Source organism: Pontibacter chitinilyticus, from assembly GCF_039748935.1.
Taxonomy (GTDB): domain Bacteria; phylum Bacteroidota; class Bacteroidia; order Cytophagales; family Hymenobacteraceae; genus Pontibacter; species Pontibacter chitinilyticus.
Window position 1 is genome coordinate 237686 of record NZ_JBDIZJ010000003.1, and the last position, 20450, is coordinate 258135.

General features: G+C 50.6%; 20 protein-coding genes. 5 read left to right on the forward strand and 15 right to left on the reverse strand.

The window, feature by feature from the left end; all coding sequences use genetic code 11:
• Nucleotides 1-23 precede the first annotated feature (23 nt).
• The 3 genes from ABDW72_RS07360 to ABDW72_RS07370 form a co-directional block, all read right to left on the reverse strand.
• The gene (locus ABDW72_RS07360) at nt 24-899 is read right to left on the reverse strand and encodes a UbiA family prenyltransferase (RefSeq protein WP_347157863.1); all 876 of its coding nucleotides are present in this window, start codon (nt 897-899) and stop codon (nt 24-26) included.
• A 137-nt stretch (nt 900-1036) separates the two neighbouring features.
• On the reverse strand, nt 1037-1822 hold the full coding sequence (locus ABDW72_RS07365; RefSeq protein ID WP_347157864.1) for a class I SAM-dependent methyltransferase: 786 nt from the start codon (nt 1820-1822) through the stop codon (nt 1037-1039).
• A 121-nt stretch (nt 1823-1943) separates the two neighbouring features.
• Entirely contained in the window at nt 1944-2444 is a 501-nt protein-coding gene (locus ABDW72_RS07370) for a hypothetical protein (RefSeq protein WP_347157865.1), read from the reverse strand.
• A 192-nt stretch (nt 2445-2636) separates the two neighbouring features.
• Between ABDW72_RS07370 and ABDW72_RS07375 the strand changes: the two genes are divergently transcribed.
• Nucleotides 2637-4967: a penicillin-binding protein 1A gene (locus tag ABDW72_RS07375; protein WP_347157866.1), complete on the forward strand. Its 2331-nt coding sequence runs from the start codon at nt 2637-2639 to the stop codon at nt 4965-4967.
• An 85-nt stretch (nt 4968-5052) separates the two neighbouring features.
• Here ABDW72_RS07375 and ABDW72_RS07380 read toward each other — a convergent pair whose 3' ends face one another.
• The 3 genes from ABDW72_RS07380 to ABDW72_RS07390 all read right to left on the reverse strand — a co-directional run bounded on the left by ABDW72_RS07380 (nt 5053) and on the right by ABDW72_RS07390 (nt 7161).
• Nucleotides 5053-5970, reverse strand: a complete 918-nt coding sequence (locus ABDW72_RS07380) for a TIGR01777 family oxidoreductase (protein WP_347157867.1) — start codon at nt 5968-5970, stop codon at nt 5053-5055.
• A gap of 122 nt (nt 5971-6092) precedes the next feature.
• A complete protein-coding gene (gene folE / locus ABDW72_RS07385) occupies nt 6093-6761 on the reverse strand; it encodes a GTP cyclohydrolase I FolE (RefSeq protein WP_347157868.1) in 669 nt (222 codons plus the stop codon).
• On the reverse strand, nt 6754-7161 hold the full coding sequence (locus ABDW72_RS07390) for a 6-pyruvoyl trahydropterin synthase family protein (protein ID WP_347157869.1): 408 nt from the start codon (nt 7159-7161) through the stop codon (nt 6754-6756). Before ABDW72_RS07390 ends, folE begins: the two co-directional genes overlap by 8 nt.
• Nucleotides 7162-7372: 211 nt before the next feature.
• Here ABDW72_RS07390 and ABDW72_RS07395 point away from each other — a divergent pair, with 211 nt between their 5' ends.
• Nucleotides 7373-8086, forward strand: coding sequence for a DNA repair ATPase (locus ABDW72_RS07395; RefSeq protein WP_347157870.1), 714 nt, complete (start codon nt 7373-7375; stop codon nt 8084-8086).
• Nucleotides 8087-8147: 61 nt separating this feature from the next.
• Here ABDW72_RS07395 and ABDW72_RS07400 read toward each other — a convergent pair whose 3' ends face one another.
• The 9 genes from ABDW72_RS07400 to ABDW72_RS07440 all read right to left on the reverse strand — a co-directional run bounded on the left by ABDW72_RS07400 (nt 8148) and on the right by ABDW72_RS07440 (nt 16645).
• Complete coding sequence (locus tag ABDW72_RS07400) at nt 8148-8738, reverse strand: inorganic diphosphatase (RefSeq protein WP_347157871.1); 591 nt, start codon at nt 8736-8738, stop codon at nt 8148-8150.
• Between the two features lie 119 nt (nt 8739-8857).
• On the reverse strand, nt 8858-9211 hold the full coding sequence (rplS, locus tag ABDW72_RS07405) for a 50S ribosomal protein L19 (protein WP_347157872.1): 354 nt from the start codon (nt 9209-9211) through the stop codon (nt 8858-8860).
• 159 nt (nt 9212-9370) lie between these two features.
• Nucleotides 9371-10048, reverse strand: coding sequence for a tRNA (guanosine(37)-N1)-methyltransferase TrmD (trmD, locus tag ABDW72_RS07410; RefSeq protein WP_347157874.1), 678 nt, complete (start codon nt 10046-10048; stop codon nt 9371-9373).
• Entirely contained in the window at nt 10048-10614 is a 567-nt protein-coding gene (rimM, locus tag ABDW72_RS07415; RefSeq protein ID WP_347157875.1) for a ribosome maturation factor RimM, read from the reverse strand. Before rimM ends, trmD begins: the two co-directional genes overlap by 1 nt.
• 11 nt (nt 10615-10625) lie before the next feature.
• Entirely contained in the window at nt 10626-11168 is a 543-nt protein-coding gene (locus ABDW72_RS07420; protein WP_347157876.1) for a 30S ribosomal protein S16, read from the reverse strand.
• 226 nt (nt 11169-11394) lie between these two features.
• Complete coding sequence (locus tag ABDW72_RS07425; RefSeq protein ID WP_347157877.1) at nt 11395-12153, reverse strand: acyl-CoA desaturase; 759 nt, start codon at nt 12151-12153, stop codon at nt 11395-11397.
• A 165-nt stretch (nt 12154-12318) separates the two neighbouring features.
• Entirely contained in the window at nt 12319-12999 is a 681-nt protein-coding gene (locus ABDW72_RS07430) for an RluA family pseudouridine synthase (RefSeq protein WP_347157878.1), read from the reverse strand.
• A gap of 160 nt (nt 13000-13159) precedes the next feature.
• Nucleotides 13160-13978 (reverse strand): 3-methyl-2-oxobutanoate hydroxymethyltransferase, encoded by an 819-nt coding sequence (panB, locus tag ABDW72_RS07435; protein ID WP_347157880.1) that lies wholly within the window; start codon nt 13976-13978, stop codon nt 13160-13162.
• A gap of 78 nt (nt 13979-14056) precedes the next feature.
• Nucleotides 14057-16645 (reverse strand): putative LPS assembly protein LptD, encoded by a 2589-nt coding sequence (locus ABDW72_RS07440; protein ID WP_347157881.1) that lies wholly within the window; start codon nt 16643-16645, stop codon nt 14057-14059.
• A 158-nt stretch (nt 16646-16803) separates the two neighbouring features.
• Here ABDW72_RS07440 and ABDW72_RS07445 point away from each other — a divergent pair, with 158 nt between their 5' ends.
• The 3 genes from ABDW72_RS07445 (at nt 16804) to ABDW72_RS07455 (ending at nt 20446) form a co-directional block, all read left to right on the forward strand.
• Nucleotides 16804-17586, forward strand: a complete 783-nt coding sequence (locus ABDW72_RS07445) for an N-acetylmuramoyl-L-alanine amidase family protein (protein ID WP_347157882.1) — start codon at nt 16804-16806, stop codon at nt 17584-17586.
• A 23-nt stretch (nt 17587-17609) separates the two neighbouring features.
• Nucleotides 17610-18719: an MlaD family protein gene (locus tag ABDW72_RS07450; RefSeq protein WP_347157883.1), complete on the forward strand. Its 1110-nt coding sequence runs from the start codon at nt 17610-17612 to the stop codon at nt 18717-18719.
• Between the two features lie 98 nt (nt 18720-18817).
• A complete protein-coding gene (locus ABDW72_RS07455; protein ID WP_347157884.1) occupies nt 18818-20446 on the forward strand; it encodes an acyl-CoA carboxylase subunit beta in 1629 nt (542 codons plus the stop codon).
• The last annotated feature ends 4 nt before the right edge of the window (nt 20447-20450 follow it).

The following is a 20450-nucleotide window of genomic DNA, read 5'->3' on the forward strand; positions in this document are numbered from 1 at the left end:
AAACACAGGGCAACGTTTTGCTGCTACAAGTATAGCCGCAGTAGGGTGATCACAATAAAAGCAGCGCTGATACAAACAGATGAGATTTTGTTCATCTGCATAGTATTCTCATAGTTCACCGCTTCCGGGTTTTGCCGGGCACGCAGTACCCAGGTACTAAAGAAGTACACCACCGGAGCCGTACAGGCCAGGAATATAAAGATACTATGATGCTGCTTCGTTGTGATGTACAGCCACATCAGCAGGCCGGCACCCGCCATTAAACTGGCAGCCGCGAAAAGGTACGTTCCCTGTATGCCAAGCAGTAAACTGAGCGTGCGGTCGCCACGGCGGCTGTCTTCGTTGTGCTGGTAAATCTGGGTAAGTGGATAGGAGCCACAGAGAAAAAGCGTGCTCACCAGTGCAAACCAGAAGTTAGGTGTTTGCAGCACCTGTTGGGGCGGTAAGCCTACGCCGATCTGTACCATACCATAGGTAAAGGCACCCTGAAAAAAGGTAACGACAAAAGTGCTCAGGATCGGATACCGCTTCAGCCGGATACCCTCGTAACTATACGCTTTAGAAATGAGCAGGTATAGGGCGACCAGCACAGCAAAAAGCGGGGAAAGGAACAAACTCAGCCCAACAGCCAGCACATCAAACAGCAGCACCAGGTGCATCAGCTGCCTGGTTACCCTGGGAGGATGTTTTAAACCGCCGATGCTGCCCTCATCCCGGTCATAATAGGAGTTATAGCCATTGCTGGCAGGGTATACCAGTAAATGCAGCAGCAGGAATACCGCTATTGCTTGCCCTGCACCAAAGCGATACAGCGTACTCAAGGCAAACCAGAAGACGGGCATCAGGTAAAGGGAAAAAGGAATGCGCATCAGTGTCAGGGCATCTCTGTAGCTTTTCATCTGGTATTTATTATAAATTTATTCAGATAACACCTGCAGCAAATAAAACATAGCCATGTGCTGGTGCTTTACATTAGAAGCAAAAGGCACAAGCATCAACCACGACTTCACGTCTCAGGTAATTAGCTACTAAAATATTACACCGTCGGATACCCGATGAGGTAAATCACGTGTTTGCCGAACCGTGTACCCACCCTGCCGGTGCGCCAGGTATAATTTTCTGTTTGTACACCAGCAACAAGCCTTTGCAGCATTTCGGGGGTGTAAAGGCGAAGCAGCGAGACGGTGCCATCCCATAGAATGCCTAAGGGGATTAGGGGTATAAGATACGTAAAAATTAGTCTGCTAAGCTTAAAAGGCCTGATAAAAGGAGTGATAACCAGTATAAGCAGCGGAAAAACGAACCATAGCAGCAACATTTCCAGCCAACTCTTGCGGGCACCTTCAAATACGCCGATGGCTGCCCGTTTGTCGGCTGCATCCTGCAGAATTGCCCGGGCAAGATGCGGCGGAAAGTGGTGGAAAGAGGAGAAGATGGTGCGCACCCCGTTGACAGATGCCGGCACATGCGTGGCATCAATCGGCTCCGCTATAAAATCCAGACCTCCCGCAGATTGCTTTTTTAAATAAGAATAAGCTGGAAAGTTGGGATATAGATCACTAAGCGTAATGCGAATAGGAGTGCCCATACGCTGACTGATCTGCTGCTGCACCACCGCGATACCCCCGCCGGCACCGGAGCACAGGTCGGTGATGTGGCGCTGCTGCGTTTGCTCGAGTAATTCCTGCAGCAGCGGCAAGGCGGCTTCATAGGCGCCGAGCTTCGAAATCATAAAGCGCAGGAAATCAAGCATACCCTGCCGGATACTATGTGGAAACCAGGACAGGTCTTCCAGTTCAAAAAGTTGCAGGCGAAAGTTCAAGGGCAGCAGTCAGGTACATTAGCCCATACTAGCCCTCCGCTGTAAAAGTTACTGCTGACCCGTTGCGGTGCTTACCAAATATACCAGAGGCAGCGGAACAGCTTCGCCAGGCTTAAGTGCCTTAGCCCGCTGCCGCAGCGCCGGCGCAATAGGTAAAATCGCTGGTATTGCTGAACAGCTGCCAGTATTCTGGCATGGGCTGTGCCGGGTCCGGCGTAACTACAAGCTGGCTTCCGGCAGCGAAATGAAGTATAAATCCCTGAGCTGGCTGCTCCTCCACGCGCAGAACCACTAATGTAGTGCCGGTCTTTATCAGCGCTGCTAAGCGCTGGTCGCGGAGGCTGGCACCTGGCACTTTCCAGTCCCATACCGGTGTTGGCAAACCGGCTTCGCGCCTGCGCACAAACACATCGCTGTGGTTAATCGGGTCATGTTGAGGCTGCTGCAGGTGCCAGGGGCAATTTAGAGCTAAGGTATAGGCACCTACATCCAGCACCAAGCCCTGCGGGGTAGTATAGTGCGCTTTGCCAAAGTGGAAATACTGAACGGTGCCCTGGCGGGTAGCTTTGGTGAGCGGTATTTCCAGGAGCCTCTCAAGGGCCTGTTGTTGTTTTTCCTGCATGTGGCGGGGCTATGTGCGTTACCAATCGAGGCAAATATAGGCAGCTACAAATAAAAAAACGACGCTGTAGATTAGCCTTTCACTAAGTTTTGGAAGGTTAAACATCAGAAGTGCTGTACAAAAGGTATATTTGCGAACGTTTTGAACCAAGTGTGAACGGAATTTTAAGAGACCTCTCTCTGTTTGAACATCATGCCGCAAGAGCAAGAAAAAATAATCCCTAAAAAAAGATCCATATACGGTAGCGTCATCAGGACTGTCTGGCGGATATTTATCCTCGGATTTGCCCTGGTTGTAATTTACCTGCTGAGCGTAGAGTATAACCTGCTGTACCTTTTTGGCACCTCTCCCAGCCTGGATAAACTGGAAAACCCCCGCACTGATCAGGCTTCGGAACTGTATACATCTGATGGCAAACTGATCGGGAAGTACTTTGAGGAGAACCGCAGCCCGGTGTCGTTCAAAAAAATGTCGCCCAAGCTCATCAATGCCCTTATTGCCACTGAAGACGTTCGCTTTTACGAGCACTCCGGCATCGACCCGGCTGCTATCGTGTCCGCGGCCTACGGCAGCTTGCATGGCGATGCGCGTGGAGCTAGTACCATTACGCAGCAGCTCGCCAAGAACCTGTATAAAACCCGTACAGACGACTCGAAAGGTGTGCTGGGCCATATTCCGGTGCTCAACATCATTATCTCTAAAACAAAGGAATGGCTCACGGCCATCAAGCTGGAGCAGCGCTATACCAAAGAGGAGATACTGGCGATGTACCTGAATACGGTGGACTTCGGGTCAAACTCTTTCGGCATCAAGGTGGCAGCCAAGACCTTTTTTCATGTATCGCCGGACAGCCTGAAAACAGAGCAGGCCGCCGTGCTGGTGGGCCTGCTGAAGGCACCAACATACTATAGCCCCCGCTACAATCCCCGCAATGCCACCCGCCGCCGCAACACGGTATTGGACCAGATGGCCAAGTATGCCTACATCACACAGGCACAGGCCGACTCGCTGCAGCAGTTGCCCCTGGGGCTGGATTACAGCGTAGAAACGCACTATGAAGGTCCGGCTACGTATTTCAGAGGCGCTGTGGCCGAGTACCTGAACGAGTGGTGCAAGCAGAACGGCTACGACTTGTACCGCGATGGCCTTAAGATATACACTACCATTGACTCTAGGATGCAGGCATACGCAGAGGAAGCAATGGAGAAGCAGATGCGCGCCCTGCAACACCGCTTTGATAACCACTGGAAAGGTAAAAACCCGTGGGTGGACGAGCATAACAAGGAAATACCTGGGTTTATAGATGAAACCATTAAGCGCACCGCTTATTACCACCGCCTAAAGAAAGAGTATGGGAATGATACCCTTGCGATCAGCCGCGCCCTGCACACCCCGCACGAGATGAAGGTGTTTACCTGGGACAACGACTCGCTGGAGAAAACGGTCCGTATGTCGCCGCTCGATTCACTGGCTTATTACAAGCATTTCCTGCATGGCGGTATGATGACGATGGACCCGTTTACGGGGCACATCAAAGCCTGGGTGGGCGGCATCAACTTCAAATACTTTAAGTATGACCACGTAAAGCAGGCACGGCGCCAGCCTGGTTCCACCTTTAAGCCTTTTGTGTATGTGGCTGCCATCGACAACGGCTACTCGCCCTGTGATAAAATTGTGGACAAGCGCATCACGATCAACTACATGGAGAAAGGCGAGAAAAAGAGCTGGTCACCTACCAATGCTGACTGGCAGTATACCGGCGCTCCCATGACCCTGCGCCGTGCCATGGGCAAGTCAGTAAACGTGGTAACCGCGCAGCTAACAGAAAATATTGGCTGGGAAACCGTGGTGAAGTATGCGCACCGGCTGGGTATTACGAGCCCGCTGGAGTCGGTGCCTTCTATTGGCCTTGGACCGAGCGATGTCTCTATCTATGAGATGGTGGCCGCTTACAGCACCTTCCCGAACCGCGGTTTTTACACCAAGCCCATGTTTATTACCCGCATTGAAGACCGCAACGGAAACCTGCTACACCAGTTTGTGCCGAAGCAGAAGAAAGTGCTGAGTACTGAAACAGCGTTCCTGATGATGCACATGCTGAAAGGCGGTATGGAAGAGCCCGGCGGCACCTCGCAGGCACTGTGGGAGTATGACCTCTGGAAGAACGGCAACCAGATCGGCGGCAAAACAGGTACCACCTCTAACCACTCCGACGGCTGGTACATGGGCGTTACCAAAGACCTGGTGACAGGTGTTTGGGTAGGGGGAGAGGACCGCAGCATTCACTTCCGCACATCCGAACTGGGTGAGGGCTCTAAGACCGCGCTGCCGGTTTTTGGCTTGTTTATGGAAGATATATACAAAGACAAGGACTTGGGCTATACGATGGGGCCTTTCCCGAAGCCTACCGTTAAGATTACCAAGAACTACAACTGCACCACGGTGCTACCGAAAAAAGTAGTGGTCGATTCTACAGCCATAGATTCGGTGCTGAACCTGCTGAATGGAGGCAGTATTTTGTAAGCGTACACTGCCGTATAGGCCGTATAGTATAAAAGAAAAGGCCAGCTATTTTCATAGCTGGCCTTTTCTTTTCAGGAGGAGGATCTTACTGGTGGTTTTTATCATAAAAAGATTCCAGCGCTTCTTCCAGGTGGTTATACTCGAAAGTAAAGCCGGTATGTTTGATCTTGTTGGCGCTCACGCGCTGGCTTGCCAGCACTACTTCGCTCTTTTCTCCAAATACCAGGTTTATAGCAAAAGCAGGCACTTTGGGTAGCACCAGCGGGCGCTTCATTACCTCAGCCAATTCCTGCGTAAATTCCTTATTGGTCACAGGATGTGGCGCTACGGCATTGTATACACCTGTCATCTGCGTGTCTTCCATGGCTTTGATAAAGATGCGGCATACATCATCGATGTGGATCCAGGACATGTACTGCTTGCCTGTACCCAGCGGCGCGCCAGCCAGCAGTTTAACAGGCCGAGCCAGTTGCGGCAGTGCACCCCCTTTGCTGCTGAGCACAATGCCGAGCCGCAGTATAACAGTACGCATGTTCAAATCTCGCATCTGCCAGGCAGTTTCTTCCCAGGCTTTGCACACATAAGCCAGAAAATCATCGCCCAGCATACTTTCCTCCGACATCAGCTGTTCGCCAGAGTCGCCGTAGATACCAATGGCCGAAGCAGAAACAAAGCCTTTCACATGGTGGTCTGTTTCGCGTAGGCACCGGTGAAGCAGCTTTATGCCGTCCACGCGGCTATTGTAGATCTGCTTTTTCCGTTCTTCCGTCCATTTATTGCTGGCAACACTGGCGCCGGCCAGGTTCACGATATAGTCAGCATAGCCGATGGCGTCTTCATCAATATAGTCATTCTGCACATCCCACTTAAATGCTTTATAGGTCGAAACCTTCTCCGGCTCACGGCTGAGAAGCGCCACTTCGTAACCCAGGTCAATCAGCATTTCGGAGAGGCGCATGCCTATTAAACCTGAGCCGCCTGTAATCAGTATCTTACCTGGCATAGTTGTTCATTAGATTGGAAATATAGAATTGCTTCTATACGAGGATAGGGTATAGTTCTGTTGCCTTATAACAAGCTATTGCGCAATAAGTATACGGCAAGCCGGTAAGTGTGCGAAAATAATTACTTGCCTGTACGAATATGGCCCAGAAACTCGCTGCGGTATTGCACTTCCTGGAATAGCCCGGAGTACTCTGCTGTGATTGTGCTACTACTCACATCGTTCACACCACGGCTCATCACACAAAGATGGTCTGCCTCAATCAGCACGGCTACATTCTCTGTTTGCAATGCTTCCTTCAACTCATTGGCGATCTGCATGGTCATGCGCTCCTGCACCTGCGGGCGGCGGGCATAGTAGTGCACAATGCGGTTCAGCTTCGACAAGCCGATCACATGTCCGTTAGGAATATAGGCCACATGTGCCTTGCCAATGATCGGTACAAAATGATGCTCACAGGAAGAGTAAACTGTAATGTCGCGCTCTACCAGCATGCGATTATACTGGTACTTGTTCTCAAAGCGGCGCACTACCGGTTTGTTTTTGGGGTCAAGGCCGTGAAAGATCTCCTTCACGTACATTTTAGCCACCCTGGCCGGCGTACCTTTCAGGCTATCATCGGTCAGGTCCAGGCCCAGCGTGTGCATGATTTCGCTAAAATGTTCCGAAATAATCCGGATCTTTTCTTCGTCCGGCATGTCAAAGGCATCTGCGCGCAACGGTGTCTCCAGCGAGGTCATCACATGATCATCCATCGCTTCGTCTTCAGTATCTATGTGGGGATTATCCATTATATTCCACAAAGTTTCGTTCAGTTTCATATAGTGTTACGGACAGACCGTAGGTATCGCTGATCTTGGGCCGCAGACTTTGCCAGATCACCGCTGCAATGTTCTCGGCAGTCGGATTAAGGCTTTTAAATTCTTCCGTATCCAGGTTCAGGTTTTTGTGATCAAACTTATCGATCACTTCCTGCTGTATCAGGTGACTTAATTTTTTCAGGTCATATACATAACCTGTGTCCGGATCTACCGGGCCTGTCAGCTTCACGATCAGCTCGTAATTATGGCCATGATAATTTGGGTTATTGCATTTGCCAAATACTTCGGCATTCTGTGTGTCGCTCCAGGCAGGGTTATGCAGGCGGTGAGCGGCGTTAAAGTGTTCTTTCCGGCAAACGGTTATCCTCATAGTACTCTGCAACAAATTGCAGTTGCTGAATGTTTCACAACCGGCCAAACATTGTGCCGTTGCAACGGGCATAAGTATGCAAAGGTAGTGTAGTATACGGGAATGCCAAACCAATTTTCTGCTAAAATAATCCCCGGCAGCACGCTGTTTCTCAAGGCTATTTCATATTTTCGTACGCAATTGAGAATCATTAAACAGTACAATTTAAAGGATGACACCCATGCGTGTAAAAGGCTTTTTGCTGGTCTTGCTGCTCTTAACAGGCAGCCTGTGCCAGGCACAATCAGTACAGGTAAGTGAAAAAGAACAAGCTATTAATGGTGTCCTGCGTCGGGGGCAGCAGCTTTCGGTGCAATTGGATACAAAGGTGGTGGAGAAATCCTGGAAAGATTACCTGGGCCGGAAAGCGGGTAAGGTAAAGTCAAGCAAGGGTGTGTATACAGTTGAAGGGGCCGTGATCGATACTATTTCGGATGCGCCGATGCGGGTACTGTCAACAGTGGGCAGCGATGCGCAGGGCAGTTATGTATGGTGGTCGCTGGACTTGGGCGTAGCGTATGTAGACAAGGCTGCCACTCCGAAAGAGTATACTGCCGCTGAAAACTTTATGCGCGGCTTTGCCCGCAAACTTTACCGTGAGGACGTGCTCCGCCAGATCAATGCCGCCGAAGAGGTGCTGCGCGCTACCAAGTTGGAACAAGACCGCGTAGTGAAGGAAGCCAACGACATACAGGTAAACATTGAGAAGAACAAGAAACGCAAGCAGGAACTGGAAGCAGAACTGGTACGCAACGGTGACGAGCTGAAGCAACTGGAGCAGGATGTACTAAACAACCAGAAGAAACAGGAAGCCAGCCGACAGCAGGTTGTGGAGATGGGGAAATCGGTAGATGCTGTACGCGCAAAACTACAGGACATCAAGTAGAACTTTATACTTGTAAAAGCCAGCGGCCCGGTTATACTAAGTATAACCGGGCCGCTGGCTTTTACAGCTTCATCCAACGCTGAATCTCTTCATCGGCGAACCTATTATCGCGCCAACCAACAAAATTGGTGCGCGCAGTGGGGTTGTGATGAGCGAACCATGTTTGCAGCATATACTTTACGGTGGGGTACTGCCGGCTGAAGCTGCTAAAGTCGGCAGTAGCGATGGTCTGCTCACTTGGGCGTGCGGGAATAGCAACGATGATGTGCTCCAGTTCACCGGCAGTCTCCAGCTGCAGTACGCCCAAAGGAATTACTTCCAGCACGGTTCCCGGTTCCCGGCTTCCGGCCAGCACCAGTACTTCCAGCCCTTCGCCGCTGCTGCTTACTTCAGTAGAGGGGATAAACCCGAAGTTGGCCGGGTAGGGCAGGTAGGCTATTACCTGTTCTTTTCCTGCTTCCTTTACAGGAACAAACGCTTTTGTCTGGCGGTCATACCTTAGTGGCTGGCTGCTGCCTGCCGGTGTTTCTATCACAGCCTGCAGCTGTTTGTTCGCAGAGTAGGTGGGCAGGTTGGCATAGTCTGTTTTGCAGGCAGAGAGAAGGGCTAGCAGCGGAAACAGCAACAGGTAGCGCATCAGTAATTTTGTCATGTGCAAATATACACAACGGTGGCTGGTAAACGCATCAGGCGAACGCGTAAGTAGGGGCAAAAAAAAGAGGAGCTGCCGGGGCAGTTCCTCTTTCACTACAATTATGAAAACAGGTACTTTTATCTTCTTTCTTTGATACGAGCAGCTTTGCCTTGCAGGCCACGCAGGTAGTACAGGCGGGCTCTTCTCACTTTACCTTTTCTGATCAGATCGATTTTCTCGATAGAAGGAGAAAGAAGCGGGAAGATACGCTCAAGTCCGATTTGGTTAGATACCTTTCTTACAGTAAAAGTCTCACCATTTGTATTGATGTTCTTGCGCTGGATTACAACGCCCTGGAACTGCTGGATACGCTCTTTGTTGCCCTCACGAATCTTTACGTGAATATTGATCGTGTCACCGGCCTGGAACTTAGGAAAAGAGGCGCGTTTGTCTGTCGATTCCTGCTCTATGAATTTAATTAGTTCGCTCATGATGGCTATTCTCTTAAAAGTATCTTCTTCAAAATTCGGACTGCAAAGATATGTAATTATTTATTAGATAAGAACTTTTGCAGAAAAAAAATGTAATTTTTGCTACGCGGCTTTCCTCAGAAAAACCGCAGCAGTAAGTGGACCTTCCAGCAGGCAGGCTTATTCGGCCAATAGGTCGGGGCGGCGCTGCCTGGTACGTACTACAGCCTGCTCAAAGCGCCATTCGTCTATTTTTGGTCCGTCTCCCGACAATAGAATACTGGGTACCTGCAAACCCTTGTAGGCTGCGGGCCGGGTATAAACAGGCGGAGCCAGCAGCCCATCCTGAAAAGAATCCGTTAATGCCGATGACTCGTCGTTCAGCACACCTGGTATCAGGCGGATGATGGCATCAGCCAATACGGCGGCTCCCAACTCCCCGCCAGAGAGCACATAGTCGCCAATGCTCACCTCGTGGGTAACAAACAGCTGCCGTACACGTTCATCCACCCCTTTGTAGTGGCCGCAAAGTATAATAACGTTTTGCAGCAACGAGAATTGGTTGGCCATGCGCTGGTTCAGCACCTGTCCATCCGGTGTCATGTAAATCACGGCATCGTAGGGGCGTGCTGCTTTCAGTTCTGAAATGCACTTGTCTATCGGCTCGATCATCATCACCATTCCGGCACCGCCGCCAAACGCATAATCGTCTATCTGGCCGTGCTTGTTGATGGCATACTTGCGCAGGTCATGTACCTGCACTTCCACCAGCTGCTTTTGTTGCGCCCGCTTAAGTATGGAATGGCTGAAAGGGCTGTCCAGCAGATCGGGCTGGCAGCTGATGATATCAAAGCGCATTATGATTCTTGCTCCGTGTCCTCGTCGTCGGGGCTGGCGGGTTGGGTGTATACTTCCAGCAGGCCTTCGGGCAGCTTTACGTGCAGCTCTTTGGCCTCATGGTCAGCATGCAGCATAATCTCGCCCATAACGGGTATCAGCATCTCCTGGTTCAGGTAGTCCATGGCCATTAATTGCTGCTGGGGCAGGTCGTAAAACTCTTTCACAGTGCCGAGCCGTCCGTGGTTTTCGTCCACAACGGTATAGCCGATCACCTCATGAAAGTAAAACTGATCTGCATCCAGTTCCGGAAGCTCGTCGAGGGGCAGGTAAAGGGCTGTTCCGCGCAGTGTCTCCGCTTGCTCCATCGTGTTGATATCCTCAAAACGAATGATAAACCGGCCTTTCTGCTGCGGCTCCATGTCCTCAATAAAAAAAGGAATCAGCCTTCCCTTCTGTTCCAGGAAGACTGATTCCAGCTCATCATAATCCTCGGGATAGTCTACGTCAAAAAACGCGACCACTTGCCCTTTAGTGCCATGGGTCTTCACAATATGTCCTAGCAAAAAGCAGGCATCCTGGTTCATGGCACCAAAAATTATGCTTGTTCTTCAGTAGTTTCGCCTTCAGCAGCAGGTGCTTCCGGAGCTTCTTCAGCGGCAGGTGCGTTTGCGGCAGCCTTCTCAGCTTCACGCTGACGGATTGCCTCGGCACGTGCTTCTTTCTTCTTGGTTTCAGCATCCAGCGCAGCTTTACGAGCCGCTTCTTTTGCAGTACCCAGGTCCTGACGCTTGCCTTCTATCTTAGCAGATTTTGCTTCTTTCCAGTCTGTGAAACGAGAATCAGCTGTTTCCTGCGTGATAGCGCCTTTGATTACACCGATTTGCAGGTGTTTCTTGTACAGTACGCCCGTGTATGACAGCATGGCCTTTACCGTGTCAGTTGGCTGAGCGCCATTCATCACCCACTCAAACGCCTTGATCTCATCAAAGTTGATGGAAGCAGGGTTGGTGTTAGGGTTGTAAGTGCCCAGTTTCTCGATGAACTTACCATCACGTGGTGCTCTCGCGTCAGCTACTACGATATCATAGATCGCTTTTTTCTTTCGGCCTCTGCGGGCCAGTCTGATTTTTACTGCCATTGGTTATATAAGTGTTAAGTCGGCGAATCCCGTCCGCCATTTTTAGAACCGCAAAGGTAGGAAATTTATTTGGGTTGATACAAAGTTTTTCGATTCTTTTAGAAACATACCTTGCAGGGGCTCAAGGGGCTAAGTATAAGACCACGCCTCTTGTTATGCCTGGCAGGGTAGCAGAATAATGTATAAACAGAAAACCCTCCGCTGTGGGAGGGCTTTCTGTTTATACTTAGGCAGCCGCCTTTGCTCTTTCTTTTAGCCTGGCAGGCTTTAGTTTGATAACGCGCAGCTTGTTCAGCGTCCAGATCACGGGCCAGGTAGGGTCTACCTCCCACCACTTCACACCGAAGTTCACGCGGTTTGGCAACTTGTGGTGGTTGTTCTGGAATAGCTCGCCGCCAGTCAGAAAGTCGAAGAACAGGGAGTTGCGGGACTTGTCGTTGTTATCAAAGTTCTGGTAGCCATACTTGTGTCCGCTCCAGTTTACGATGGCGCCGTGCACCGGGCCCATCAAAAAGTGAATTGGCAGCAGCAGGAACATCCACCACTGCTGGGCAAACGCAATGTAGAACAGCACATAACCGACGCCCCAACCAATGCGGGAGTAGTAGGAGTCGCCGAGCTTTTCCAGAGCGGGCCACAGTGGGTAGTTGCCCTCAAAGCGGCGCTCCGGCTCCACGCGGTTGTTGAGCACGTTATTATAAATCTCTTTGGTCTTCCACATCATCGTGAACGCATTGTTAGAAAAGTGCGGCGAGTGCGGGTCCTGCTCTGTATCGGAGAACGCATGGTGCATGCGGTGCAGAATGGCGTAAGCGCGGGGCGACAGAAAAGAGGAGCCCTGTGCCACATACGTCAGCAGGTAAAATGATTTCTCCCAGAAAGGAGTCATCGTGAACATTTTGTGTGCGGCGTAGCGGTGCAGGAAAAATGTTTGCACGAACAGCGACAGGTACCAGTGCACCACAAAGAATACAAGAATTGCCATTAAGAATATGTAAGATGTTGTTATGGTTGAGTTTTGAAGGAGCAGGTTATAATCTATAACCATGCCACTTGTTTACAAATCTACAACACGAATTTTAAGTTAAATATACTAAAGGAAGTAAAAGTTCAGAAAAGTGATGAAAATCATATTTCAACTCCGACGGCCTTACTGCAGGTGCCGGAAAGGCGACCATACCGGGCAGGCGGGCAGCGGCGCGCTAACTGTTATCAGTGTTTTAAGCGTCGGGTGCTCAAACTGCAATTGCCGTGCGTGTAAGGCGATGCTTTTGTCGGGGAGTGGGGCAGGGGCGCCATACTTCAGATCGCCCACTATAGGGCAGCGAAGGGAGGCTAGCTGCACGCGTATCTGGTGTGGCCGCCCTGTAATGGGGTTTACCTCCACCAGATAATGCCCGTCCTGTGTGTTGCGTAATTTGTAGTGCAGCTCAGCACGCAGGCCACTTTTATTTTCTTTGGCAAAGGCTTTGGTTACATTCCGGCTGCTGTCTTTTACGAGCCAGTGCACCAGCGTACCCTGCTCTGGCTGTGGCCTGTTTTGCACAATGGCCCAATAGGTTTTACAGGTCTTGTTGCTGCGGAACAGCTCATTAAGGCGGGAAAGGGCTTTGGATGTTTTAGCCAGCAGCACGACACCGCTCACCGGCCGGTCGAGGCGGTGCACCACGCCCACAAATACATTACCTGGCTTGTTATACTTCTCTTTTAAGTAAGCTTTCGCCAGATCAGCCAAGGTAGTGTCGCCAGTTTCGTCGCCATGTACCAGCCATCCGGCCGGTTTGTTGACCACAAGCACATGGTTATCCTCAAAAAGAACGTCTAAAGCCATGGGCTTTAATAATAAATGATGAGTTAGAAATTATGAATTAGAACTAATGGTGGAGCAACTGCAAGTATGGCTGGCTATAGCATTCCTGATCGCTCTAATTTCTAGAATAATTTCTAGCGCAACGGCAAGTATAACTTTCTAACTTTTAACTCCCCAACTTCTAATACGCTTCCTGCTCGTTCGGGAAATCGCGGCTCTTTACGTCTTTCACATAGTGCTGCACGGCATCGGTCATGATGGTGTGCAGCTCGGCGTAGCGGCGCAGAAAACGGGGCTTGAACTCTTTGTTGATGCCCAACATGTCGTGTACTACCAGCACCTGGCCATCCACATGAGGGCCGGCGCCAATGCCTATGATCGGGATCTGGAGCGACTCAGCAACACGGCGGGCCAGGGCTGCCGGAATCTTCTCCAGCACGATGGCAAAGCATCCAAGTTCCTGCAGCAGTTGGGCATCTTCCAGCAGCTTCTGCGCTTCAGCGTCTTCTTTTGCCCGCACTGAATAGGTGCCAAATTTATAGATAGATTGCGGCGTAAGGCCCAGGTGCCCCATCACCGGTACGCCCGCGCTTAAAATGCGGGTAACAGAATCCTTTATCTCAGCGCCACCTTCCAGTTTAATGCCATGTGCTCCAGATTCTTTCATGATGCGGATAGCGGAACGAAGTGCTTCGGAGGAGTTGCCCTGATAAGAGCCAAACGGCATGTCTACCACCACAAAAGCGCGTTTAACAGCCCGCACCACCGAAGAGGCATGATAGATCATCTGATCCAGCGTGATGGGCAACGTGGTTTCGTGCCCTGCCATTACGTTAGAGGCAGAGTCGCCTACCAGCAGCACATCTACACCGGCGGCATCCAGTATACTGGCCATCGAGAAGTCGTAAGCCGTCAACATGGATATTTTCTCGCCGCGGTCCTTCATGTTCTGCAGCTGGTGTGTGGTAATTATTTTTACGTCGGATTTATGAACAGACATAAGCAGAGATACGCTAGTGATGCTGTAAAGCTATGAAATTAGAACCAAAAACAGCCACATTTTGTGTGGCTGCTTCTGCTAATAGTATAAATTGTTGGAGCTGCGTTTCGTCAGCTTCAGGTCGCGTAGGAGCGCAGAACGGGCGTTAATGGTAAAGTTATAGCTGCGCTGCAGGCCGAAAGGTATCCAGCCAATGCTCATGTCCCAGCAGTGCAGGTCGCGCGAAATGTTCACGCTGGTATAAGAGATGTTCTTGTTCGTAAAGTCGTACCCGGTATTATAGTTGATCTTCCATTTTTCCGTCAAACTCAGCGAACCATTCAAACCTAACGTCTGCGTAATGGTGTTTGCCCTTGCCAGGCCTGTTCTGGCGTCAATCCCAAAGGCTCGGCTGTAATTCAGGGTATAATCTACTGTCAGCGTCCAGGGAATCTTAAAATCGATGTATTCCGGAATGAGCGGGTCCTGGTCGCGCTGCAGGGCGGGCAGGTTGGTCGGGGCTACTCTTTCATTGCTGCGGCTATCGTTCGGGTTAAGGCTGGCACCGATGGTAAGTCGAGCATTTGTGAGCGATGCCAGTTTAAACCGTGATATGTCAAACACAAATTCGTTGACGCGGTTACCTGTGCTGTCGTGCTGGTAAGGGTCGAAAGCAGCCCCAGCTTGTATGTTGACCTTTTTAAACAGGCGCGTATTCATGTTCATGTTAATGGTACTGAACTTGAAGGTCTCCGCCGCCATGTTATAGCTCCCGCTGATGCCCAGGTTGTCGATCAGGCTTACTTTTTCAAACTTGTTACCTGTGGAGTCATTGCTGGATTTCACCTTCATTTCCAGGTTCTGCTGCACCCCAAAAGAAATGGCGCTTTGGAGCCCCCGGCCAGGCAAACCAGTATTAAACCGGCCCAGGTTAGTATACACAGGCAGGTTGGTCGTGGTATCGACTCCCGTTTGCAGATCCTGGTAAAAGCCGAAGCTCTGTGAACCGAAGTCCGGACGGTAGGAGTAGGTTATGCTTGGCGTGATCTTGTGCCGGATCGCCTGTATGCGTTTGCCGTTTACCACATAAGTGCCATAGATCTGGGTAGAGAGCGAAGCGCCAGCGTTATAATTGTACACCCGGCCAAAATTGGCTGTATCAATGCGTACTTTCTGCGAGTCCGGGTCAAAGCTGTAAGTATACTTCTGGTCTAGCCATGTTTCCTGGTAACTTACGCTGGGCGTAAAGTTCAGGTAGCGCAGCACTTTGTAGTTACCCAAGCTGAAAGAGAAGTTATGGATGGCGCTGCGGCGGCCATTCTTCCAAAGTCTGCCCAGGTTATTCATGTTGATGGCAATGGTATCGGTATTGGTGGTTTCGCCGATGGCATCAATCCCTGAAATTTGGCGGGCACGAACAATGTTGTCGATAGAGTTCTGGAACCGCACGCCATAGCCTATCTGGAATTTCTCATACCACTTGCCAGTGGACGTTCCGCCGAACAGATCGGATATACTTGTCTGCGACATACTCAGGTTAATGTCCGGCAGCGTAAAGTTCATGACACCAGATGTATTCTGCCCCTGTTGCAGCGTAATGGCATAGCTGAAAGGAGAATTCTCGATGTTTTTCTGATAAGAGATAGTGGAGTTAAGGCTGGCCGCCAGGTAATTGGCTGCGCTGTTATAATTCAGGCTTTTCTCCATGCTGCTTCGGGCATTTACGCTAGCTGAAAAACGCCCCTGGCCGGGCTTCATCACCGGTGTATGCGACCACTGGATAGCAAAAGCACGATTATTTTTTGGCAGGTAGCGGGCCAGGTTGTTAGTTGAGCGCGATTCAGCTACATCGGCTTCATCTAATTTCAGAAAAGAATACTGGAAGTTCAGGCTACCTCTGTAAGCATAGCGTTTTTGATACGTGTTGGCCATGTTAACGTCGTAGCTGCCGAGCGAGTAAACGCTTCCTGTCAGTTGGGTGCCGATGTAGTCGTTCCAGGCAAAGTAGTAGCCACCATTTTGAAGGTAAAAGCCCCGTAAGCCTGATTCGCCAAAGCTAGGAACAATAACGCCGGAAGAGCGCCCGGCACGGGGCGTTGGAAAGAGGCCGAAAAGGAAACCCAGCGGCGTCGGAATGCCACCAATTACCAGGTTAAAAGGCCCTGACATGACCTTGTCGTTTGGAATGGCTTTTATGCGGGTGGCATTAATGTAAAAATGCGGGTGCTCCAGGTTGCAGGTCGTATACATGTTGTGGTACCCGAAGAATTCATTATCTGCATCCCGTTTTACCACTTCTGAGTGAATGTAGCCTTCGCCCTGCTGCGTCACCACCTGTGCAATTCGTCCGCGCTTGGTTTTGTAGTTAAAAGCAATTTGCTTGGCGGCATACGACTCGGCCCCCTGCGAAAACAAAGGTACGCCTACTTCTTTGCCGGTAGAATCGGTCTGGGCAGAGGCCGTTAAGGTGTTGGTGTCGTAATTGATTTCAATGTAAGCTGCGCTCAGCGACATCTCGCCATAGTTGATCTTGGCGTCGCCGTAGAGGTGCACCACTTTCCGCTCTACCTCAAACTGAATAGAGTCCCTGGCAGAGTATTTGATAGTCGTCTCAATATCTCCTTTGGGGGCGGCCAGTGTCACTGAATCTTGCGTAGCTTTCAGGGTATCCTGTGGCGGAACACTCATGCGCGGTATGGTCTGCGCCCTTACGGCTTGCGGAGAAAGTGTGCTAAACTGCAGTAGCAGTAAAAAGATTAAAATGTGGCGCAATTTCTTCAGACTTCCCTAAAGTTTTATTTAATTTGTACAAAGTTATTCTTTTAGCTTTTAAACTAACGAACGTTGTGAAAAATATTGTTGCTGTTTCGTTTCTGGCTATCATTCTTTTATTGTGTACCTCCAGTAAGCTAGAGTTTCGCAAAGAGTACAAATTACACACGGTGGTAATAGATGCCGGCCACGGGGGGAAAGATGTGGGTTGTAATGGCAAGTTCTCTCACGAAGCGGACGTAGCCTTGAAGTTGGCCCTACAGGTGGGGAGCATGATCGAGGAGAACATGCCGGATGTGAAAGTAATCTATACCCGCCACGATAATACGTTCGTAGAACTGGCCGACCGGGCCGGGATTGCTAATAAAAATAACGCCGATCTGTTTATTTCCATCCATCTCAATTCCGGCCCTTCTGCTGCCTATGGCACCGAGTCCTATACGATGGGTTTGCAGAAATCAGAAGGCAACCTGAGGGTGGCCAAGCGCGAGAATGCGGTAATTCTGCAGGAAGACAACTACAAGGACAAGTATAACGGGTTTGATCCGAATGCGCCTCAGAACCACATCCTGTTTGCCCTGCAGCAAAGTGCCTACATTGACAACAGCCTGCGCTTCGCTGAAAAAGTAGAACATGAGTTTAAAAGTAAGGTAGGCCGCAGCAGCCGCGGCGTGAAACAAGCCCCCTTTTTGGTGCTCTGGAAGTCGTACATGCCGAGCGTTTTAATAGAGTGTGGCTTTTTGACAAATCCGACAGAAGAAAAATTTCTTAACGATAAGTCGGGGCAATCGTATATGGCATCAGGTATATATCGTGCTTTCAAGGCTTATAAACAGGAGCTTGAGGCGATGAACTAACCAACAAAGCCAAATATTCCTACGTGAAGATATCCAAAGAACTTAAAGTTGCGCTGCTAGGTATCATAGCAGCCGTTATTCTGTATGTCGGGTTTATGTTCTTAAAAGGCTCCAGCCTCTTCTCGAACACCCACCAGTATTATGTAGTATATGATAATGTGGACGGCCTGACCATTTCAAACCCTGTTGTTCTGAATGGCATACAGGTGGGCACCGTACAGGACATGCAGCTGCTGACTGACCAGGGAAACAAAATAAAAGTGCAGATCGAAGTGCAGAAGAATGTGGCTGTAGGCGATTCAACGATTGCCAGCCTAGCCAGTTCTGACCTGCTGGGTGGTAAAGCCGTTAACCTCTACCTTGGCCACAGCACCAAACTGTATAATGGCGGAGAGCGGCTGATCGCTTTTACAGAGAGCAGCATCACCGACATGATCTCCACGAAAACGGTGCCTATTATCGATAAGGTGGATACGACCCTCGCCCGCGTAAACCGGCTGCTGGACAGCGACGCCAAAGGCAACCTACAGGCCATACTTGCCAACACCAAAACCACCACCGACGCAGTAAACGCTATTCTGCAGGCCAACCAGAAAAACATCGGCCAAATTGCGCAGAACCTCAGCCAGCTCACAGCCTCGTTGAACCATACCCAGCGTTACATTGACAGAATTGCGCAGAACATGGCCGTGATTACGGATACCCTGAAGCAGGCCGAGGTGAACAAGCTGGTAAATAATGCCAACAGCGCGGTAAAAGAGATGCAGGAAACAATAGCGAAGCTCAATTCGGATCAGGGCTCCCTCGGAAAGCTGATGAACGATGAGGAATTATATAACAACATGAACCGCTCGACAGAGGCGCTGAACCTGCTGCTGCGCGACATCCAAGTAAACCCGAAGCGCTACGTGCACTTCTCTGTGTTCGGCAAAAAAGACAAGTATAAAGTAGATGCTACCGGCCGCGTGATTACAGTGGATGAGGTAAAGAAAATGCAGGACGAGCACCCGCAGGAGTTTAACAGCCCCGCTCCCGACACTGTTTACGTGCCCGTGCCCGCCGATACGCTTCGGACAATTGGCACAACAATGCCGGCCGGGAGCAGGAACACTTCCGTAAAAGCGCCACGATAAGCCGGTGATGCACACGACAACTGACACATTTGTGAAATCCGCTACTAGTAAGGGCGGATTTTTCGTTATAACTCTATTCTAACACGCCACATACCTGTATGGATATCGAATTCAACAAAAATGAAGACGCACTAAAGCAATTGGTTTATCAGGTGCAGAACAAACTAAAAAAAGTATACCTGGGCGGCGGCGAGAAGCGCATCCGCAAAGAGCATGACAAGGGCAAAATGACCGCCCGCGAGCGCATCGCCTACCTTTTAGACGAGGAGACAGATTTCCTGGAGATCGGCGCTTTTGCCGGCGAGGGCATGTATGAAGAGGTGGGCGGCTGCCCCAGCGGCGGCGTGGTGACGGGCATTGGCTACATCAAAGGCCGCCAGTGTGTGGTGGTCGCCAACGATGCCACCGTGAAAGCCGGTGCCTGGTTTCCGATCACCGCTAAGAAGAACCTGCGGGCTCAGGAGATTGCCATTGAGAATAAACTGCCTATCGTATACCTGGTGGATAGCGCAGGCGTGTTTCTGCCGATGCAGGACGAGATTTTTCCGGATAAAGAGCACTTCGGACGCATGTTTCGCAACAATGCTGTGATGAGCTCTATGGGCATAGTACAAATCGCTGCCATTATGGGGAGCTGTGTAGCAGGTGGCGCATACCTGCCTATCATGAGCGACGAAGCCCTAATTGTGGAGGGCACCGGCTCTGTTTTTCTGGCCGGCTCCTACCTGGTTAAGTCCGCCATCGGCGAAAGCATCGACAATGAAACCCTAGGGGGCGCTACTACGCACTCTGAAATATCAGGCGTTACCGACTATAAGTGCAAGGATGATGCGGAAGCACTGGACCACATCCGCAATATCTTTGATAAAATGGGCGATTCGCCCCAAGCCGGCTTTAACAGGGTGGAGGCTGCTGCACCCAAACTGGATGAGCAGGAAATTTATGGCCTGTTGCCCGCCGACCGCGTAAAACCATACGACATGATGGACATTATCCGGCGCCTGGTAGATAACTCGGAGTTTGAGCCTTACAAAGATCTGTATGGCCAGACACTGATCTGCGGCCTGGCCCGCATCGACGGCTGGTCGGTAGGTATTGTGGCCAACCAGCGCAAGATTGTGAAGAGCAAGAAAGGCGAGATGCAGATGGGCGGCGTCATCTATTCCGACTCGGCTGATAAGGCCGCGCGGTTTATTATGAACTGCAACCAGAAAAAAATTCCACTGGTGTTCCTGCAGGACGTGTCGGGCTTTATGGTGGGCAGCAAGTCGGAGCACGGCGGCATCATAAAAGATGGCGCCAAAATGGTGAGCGCGATGGCTAACTCGGTGGTGCCGAAGTTTACCATACTGGTAGGCAACAGCTATGGCGCGGGCAACTACGCCATGTGCGGCAAAGCCTACGATCCGCGCCTGATCTACGCCTGGCCTACAGCGCAACTGGCCGTAATGAGTGGTGCCGCCGCTGCCAATACCCTGCTGCAGATTCAGGTATCATCCCTGAAAGCGAAGGGGCAGGAAATAACGCCGGAAGCCGAGAAAGAATTGCTGGAGCGCATCACTGCCAAGTATAACGAGGAGTTATCGCCCTACTACGCCGCTGCCCGGCTGTGGGTAGACGGCATTATCGATCCGCTGGAGACGCGCAAGGTTATTTCGATGGGGATAGAAGCAGCTAATCATGCCCCAATCGAGAAGCCTTACAACGTAGGGGTGATACAGACCTGAGCAC

Coding starts and splice junctions, on each gene's coding strand:
- ABDW72_RS07455 (WP_347157884.1), top strand. CDS start 18,818: ATGGATATCGAATTCAACAAAAATGAAGACGCACTAAAGCAATTGGTT.
- panB (WP_347157880.1), bottom strand. CDS start 13,978: ATGTCTGTTCATAAATCCGACGTAAAAATAATTACCACACACCAGCTG.
- rimM (WP_347157875.1), bottom strand. CDS start 10,614: ATGAACCAGGATGCCTGCTTTTTGCTAGGACATATTGTGAAGACCCAT.
- folE (WP_347157868.1), bottom strand. CDS start 6,761: ATGGATAATCCCCACATAGATACTGAAGACGAAGCGATGGATGATCAT.
- ABDW72_RS07440 (WP_347157881.1), bottom strand. CDS start 16,645: ATGAGTGTTCCGCCACAGGATACCCTGAAAGCTACGCAAGATTCAGTG.
- ABDW72_RS07370 (WP_347157865.1), bottom strand. CDS start 2,444: ATGCAGGAAAAACAACAACAGGCCCTTGAGAGGCTCCTGGAAATACCG.
- ABDW72_RS07395 (WP_347157870.1), top strand. CDS start 7,373: ATGACACCCATGCGTGTAAAAGGCTTTTTGCTGGTCTTGCTGCTCTTA.
- ABDW72_RS07390 (WP_347157869.1), bottom strand. CDS start 7,161: ATGAGGATAACCGTTTGCCGGAAAGAACACTTTAACGCCGCTCACCGC.
- ABDW72_RS07400 (WP_347157871.1), bottom strand. CDS start 8,738: ATGACAAAATTACTGATGCGCTACCTGTTGCTGTTTCCGCTGCTAGCC.
- rplS (WP_347157872.1), bottom strand. CDS start 9,211: ATGAGCGAACTAATTAAATTCATAGAGCAGGAATCGACAGACAAACGC.
- ABDW72_RS07430 (WP_347157878.1), bottom strand. CDS start 12,999: ATGGCTTTAGACGTTCTTTTTGAGGATAACCATGTGCTTGTGGTCAAC.
- ABDW72_RS07420 (WP_347157876.1), bottom strand. CDS start 11,168: ATGGCAGTAAAAATCAGACTGGCCCGCAGAGGCCGAAAGAAAAAAGCG.
- ABDW72_RS07360 (WP_347157863.1), bottom strand. CDS start 899: ATGAAAAGCTACAGAGATGCCCTGACACTGATGCGCATTCCTTTTTCC.
- ABDW72_RS07375 (WP_347157866.1), top strand. CDS start 2,637: ATGCCGCAAGAGCAAGAAAAAATAATCCCTAAAAAAAGATCCATATAC.
- trmD (WP_347157874.1), bottom strand. CDS start 10,048: ATGCGCTTTGATATCATCAGCTGCCAGCCCGATCTGCTGGACAGCCCT.
- ABDW72_RS07425 (WP_347157877.1), bottom strand. CDS start 12,153: ATGGCAATTCTTGTATTCTTTGTGGTGCACTGGTACCTGTCGCTGTTC.
- ABDW72_RS07380 (WP_347157867.1), bottom strand. CDS start 5,970: ATGCCAGGTAAGATACTGATTACAGGCGGCTCAGGTTTAATAGGCATG.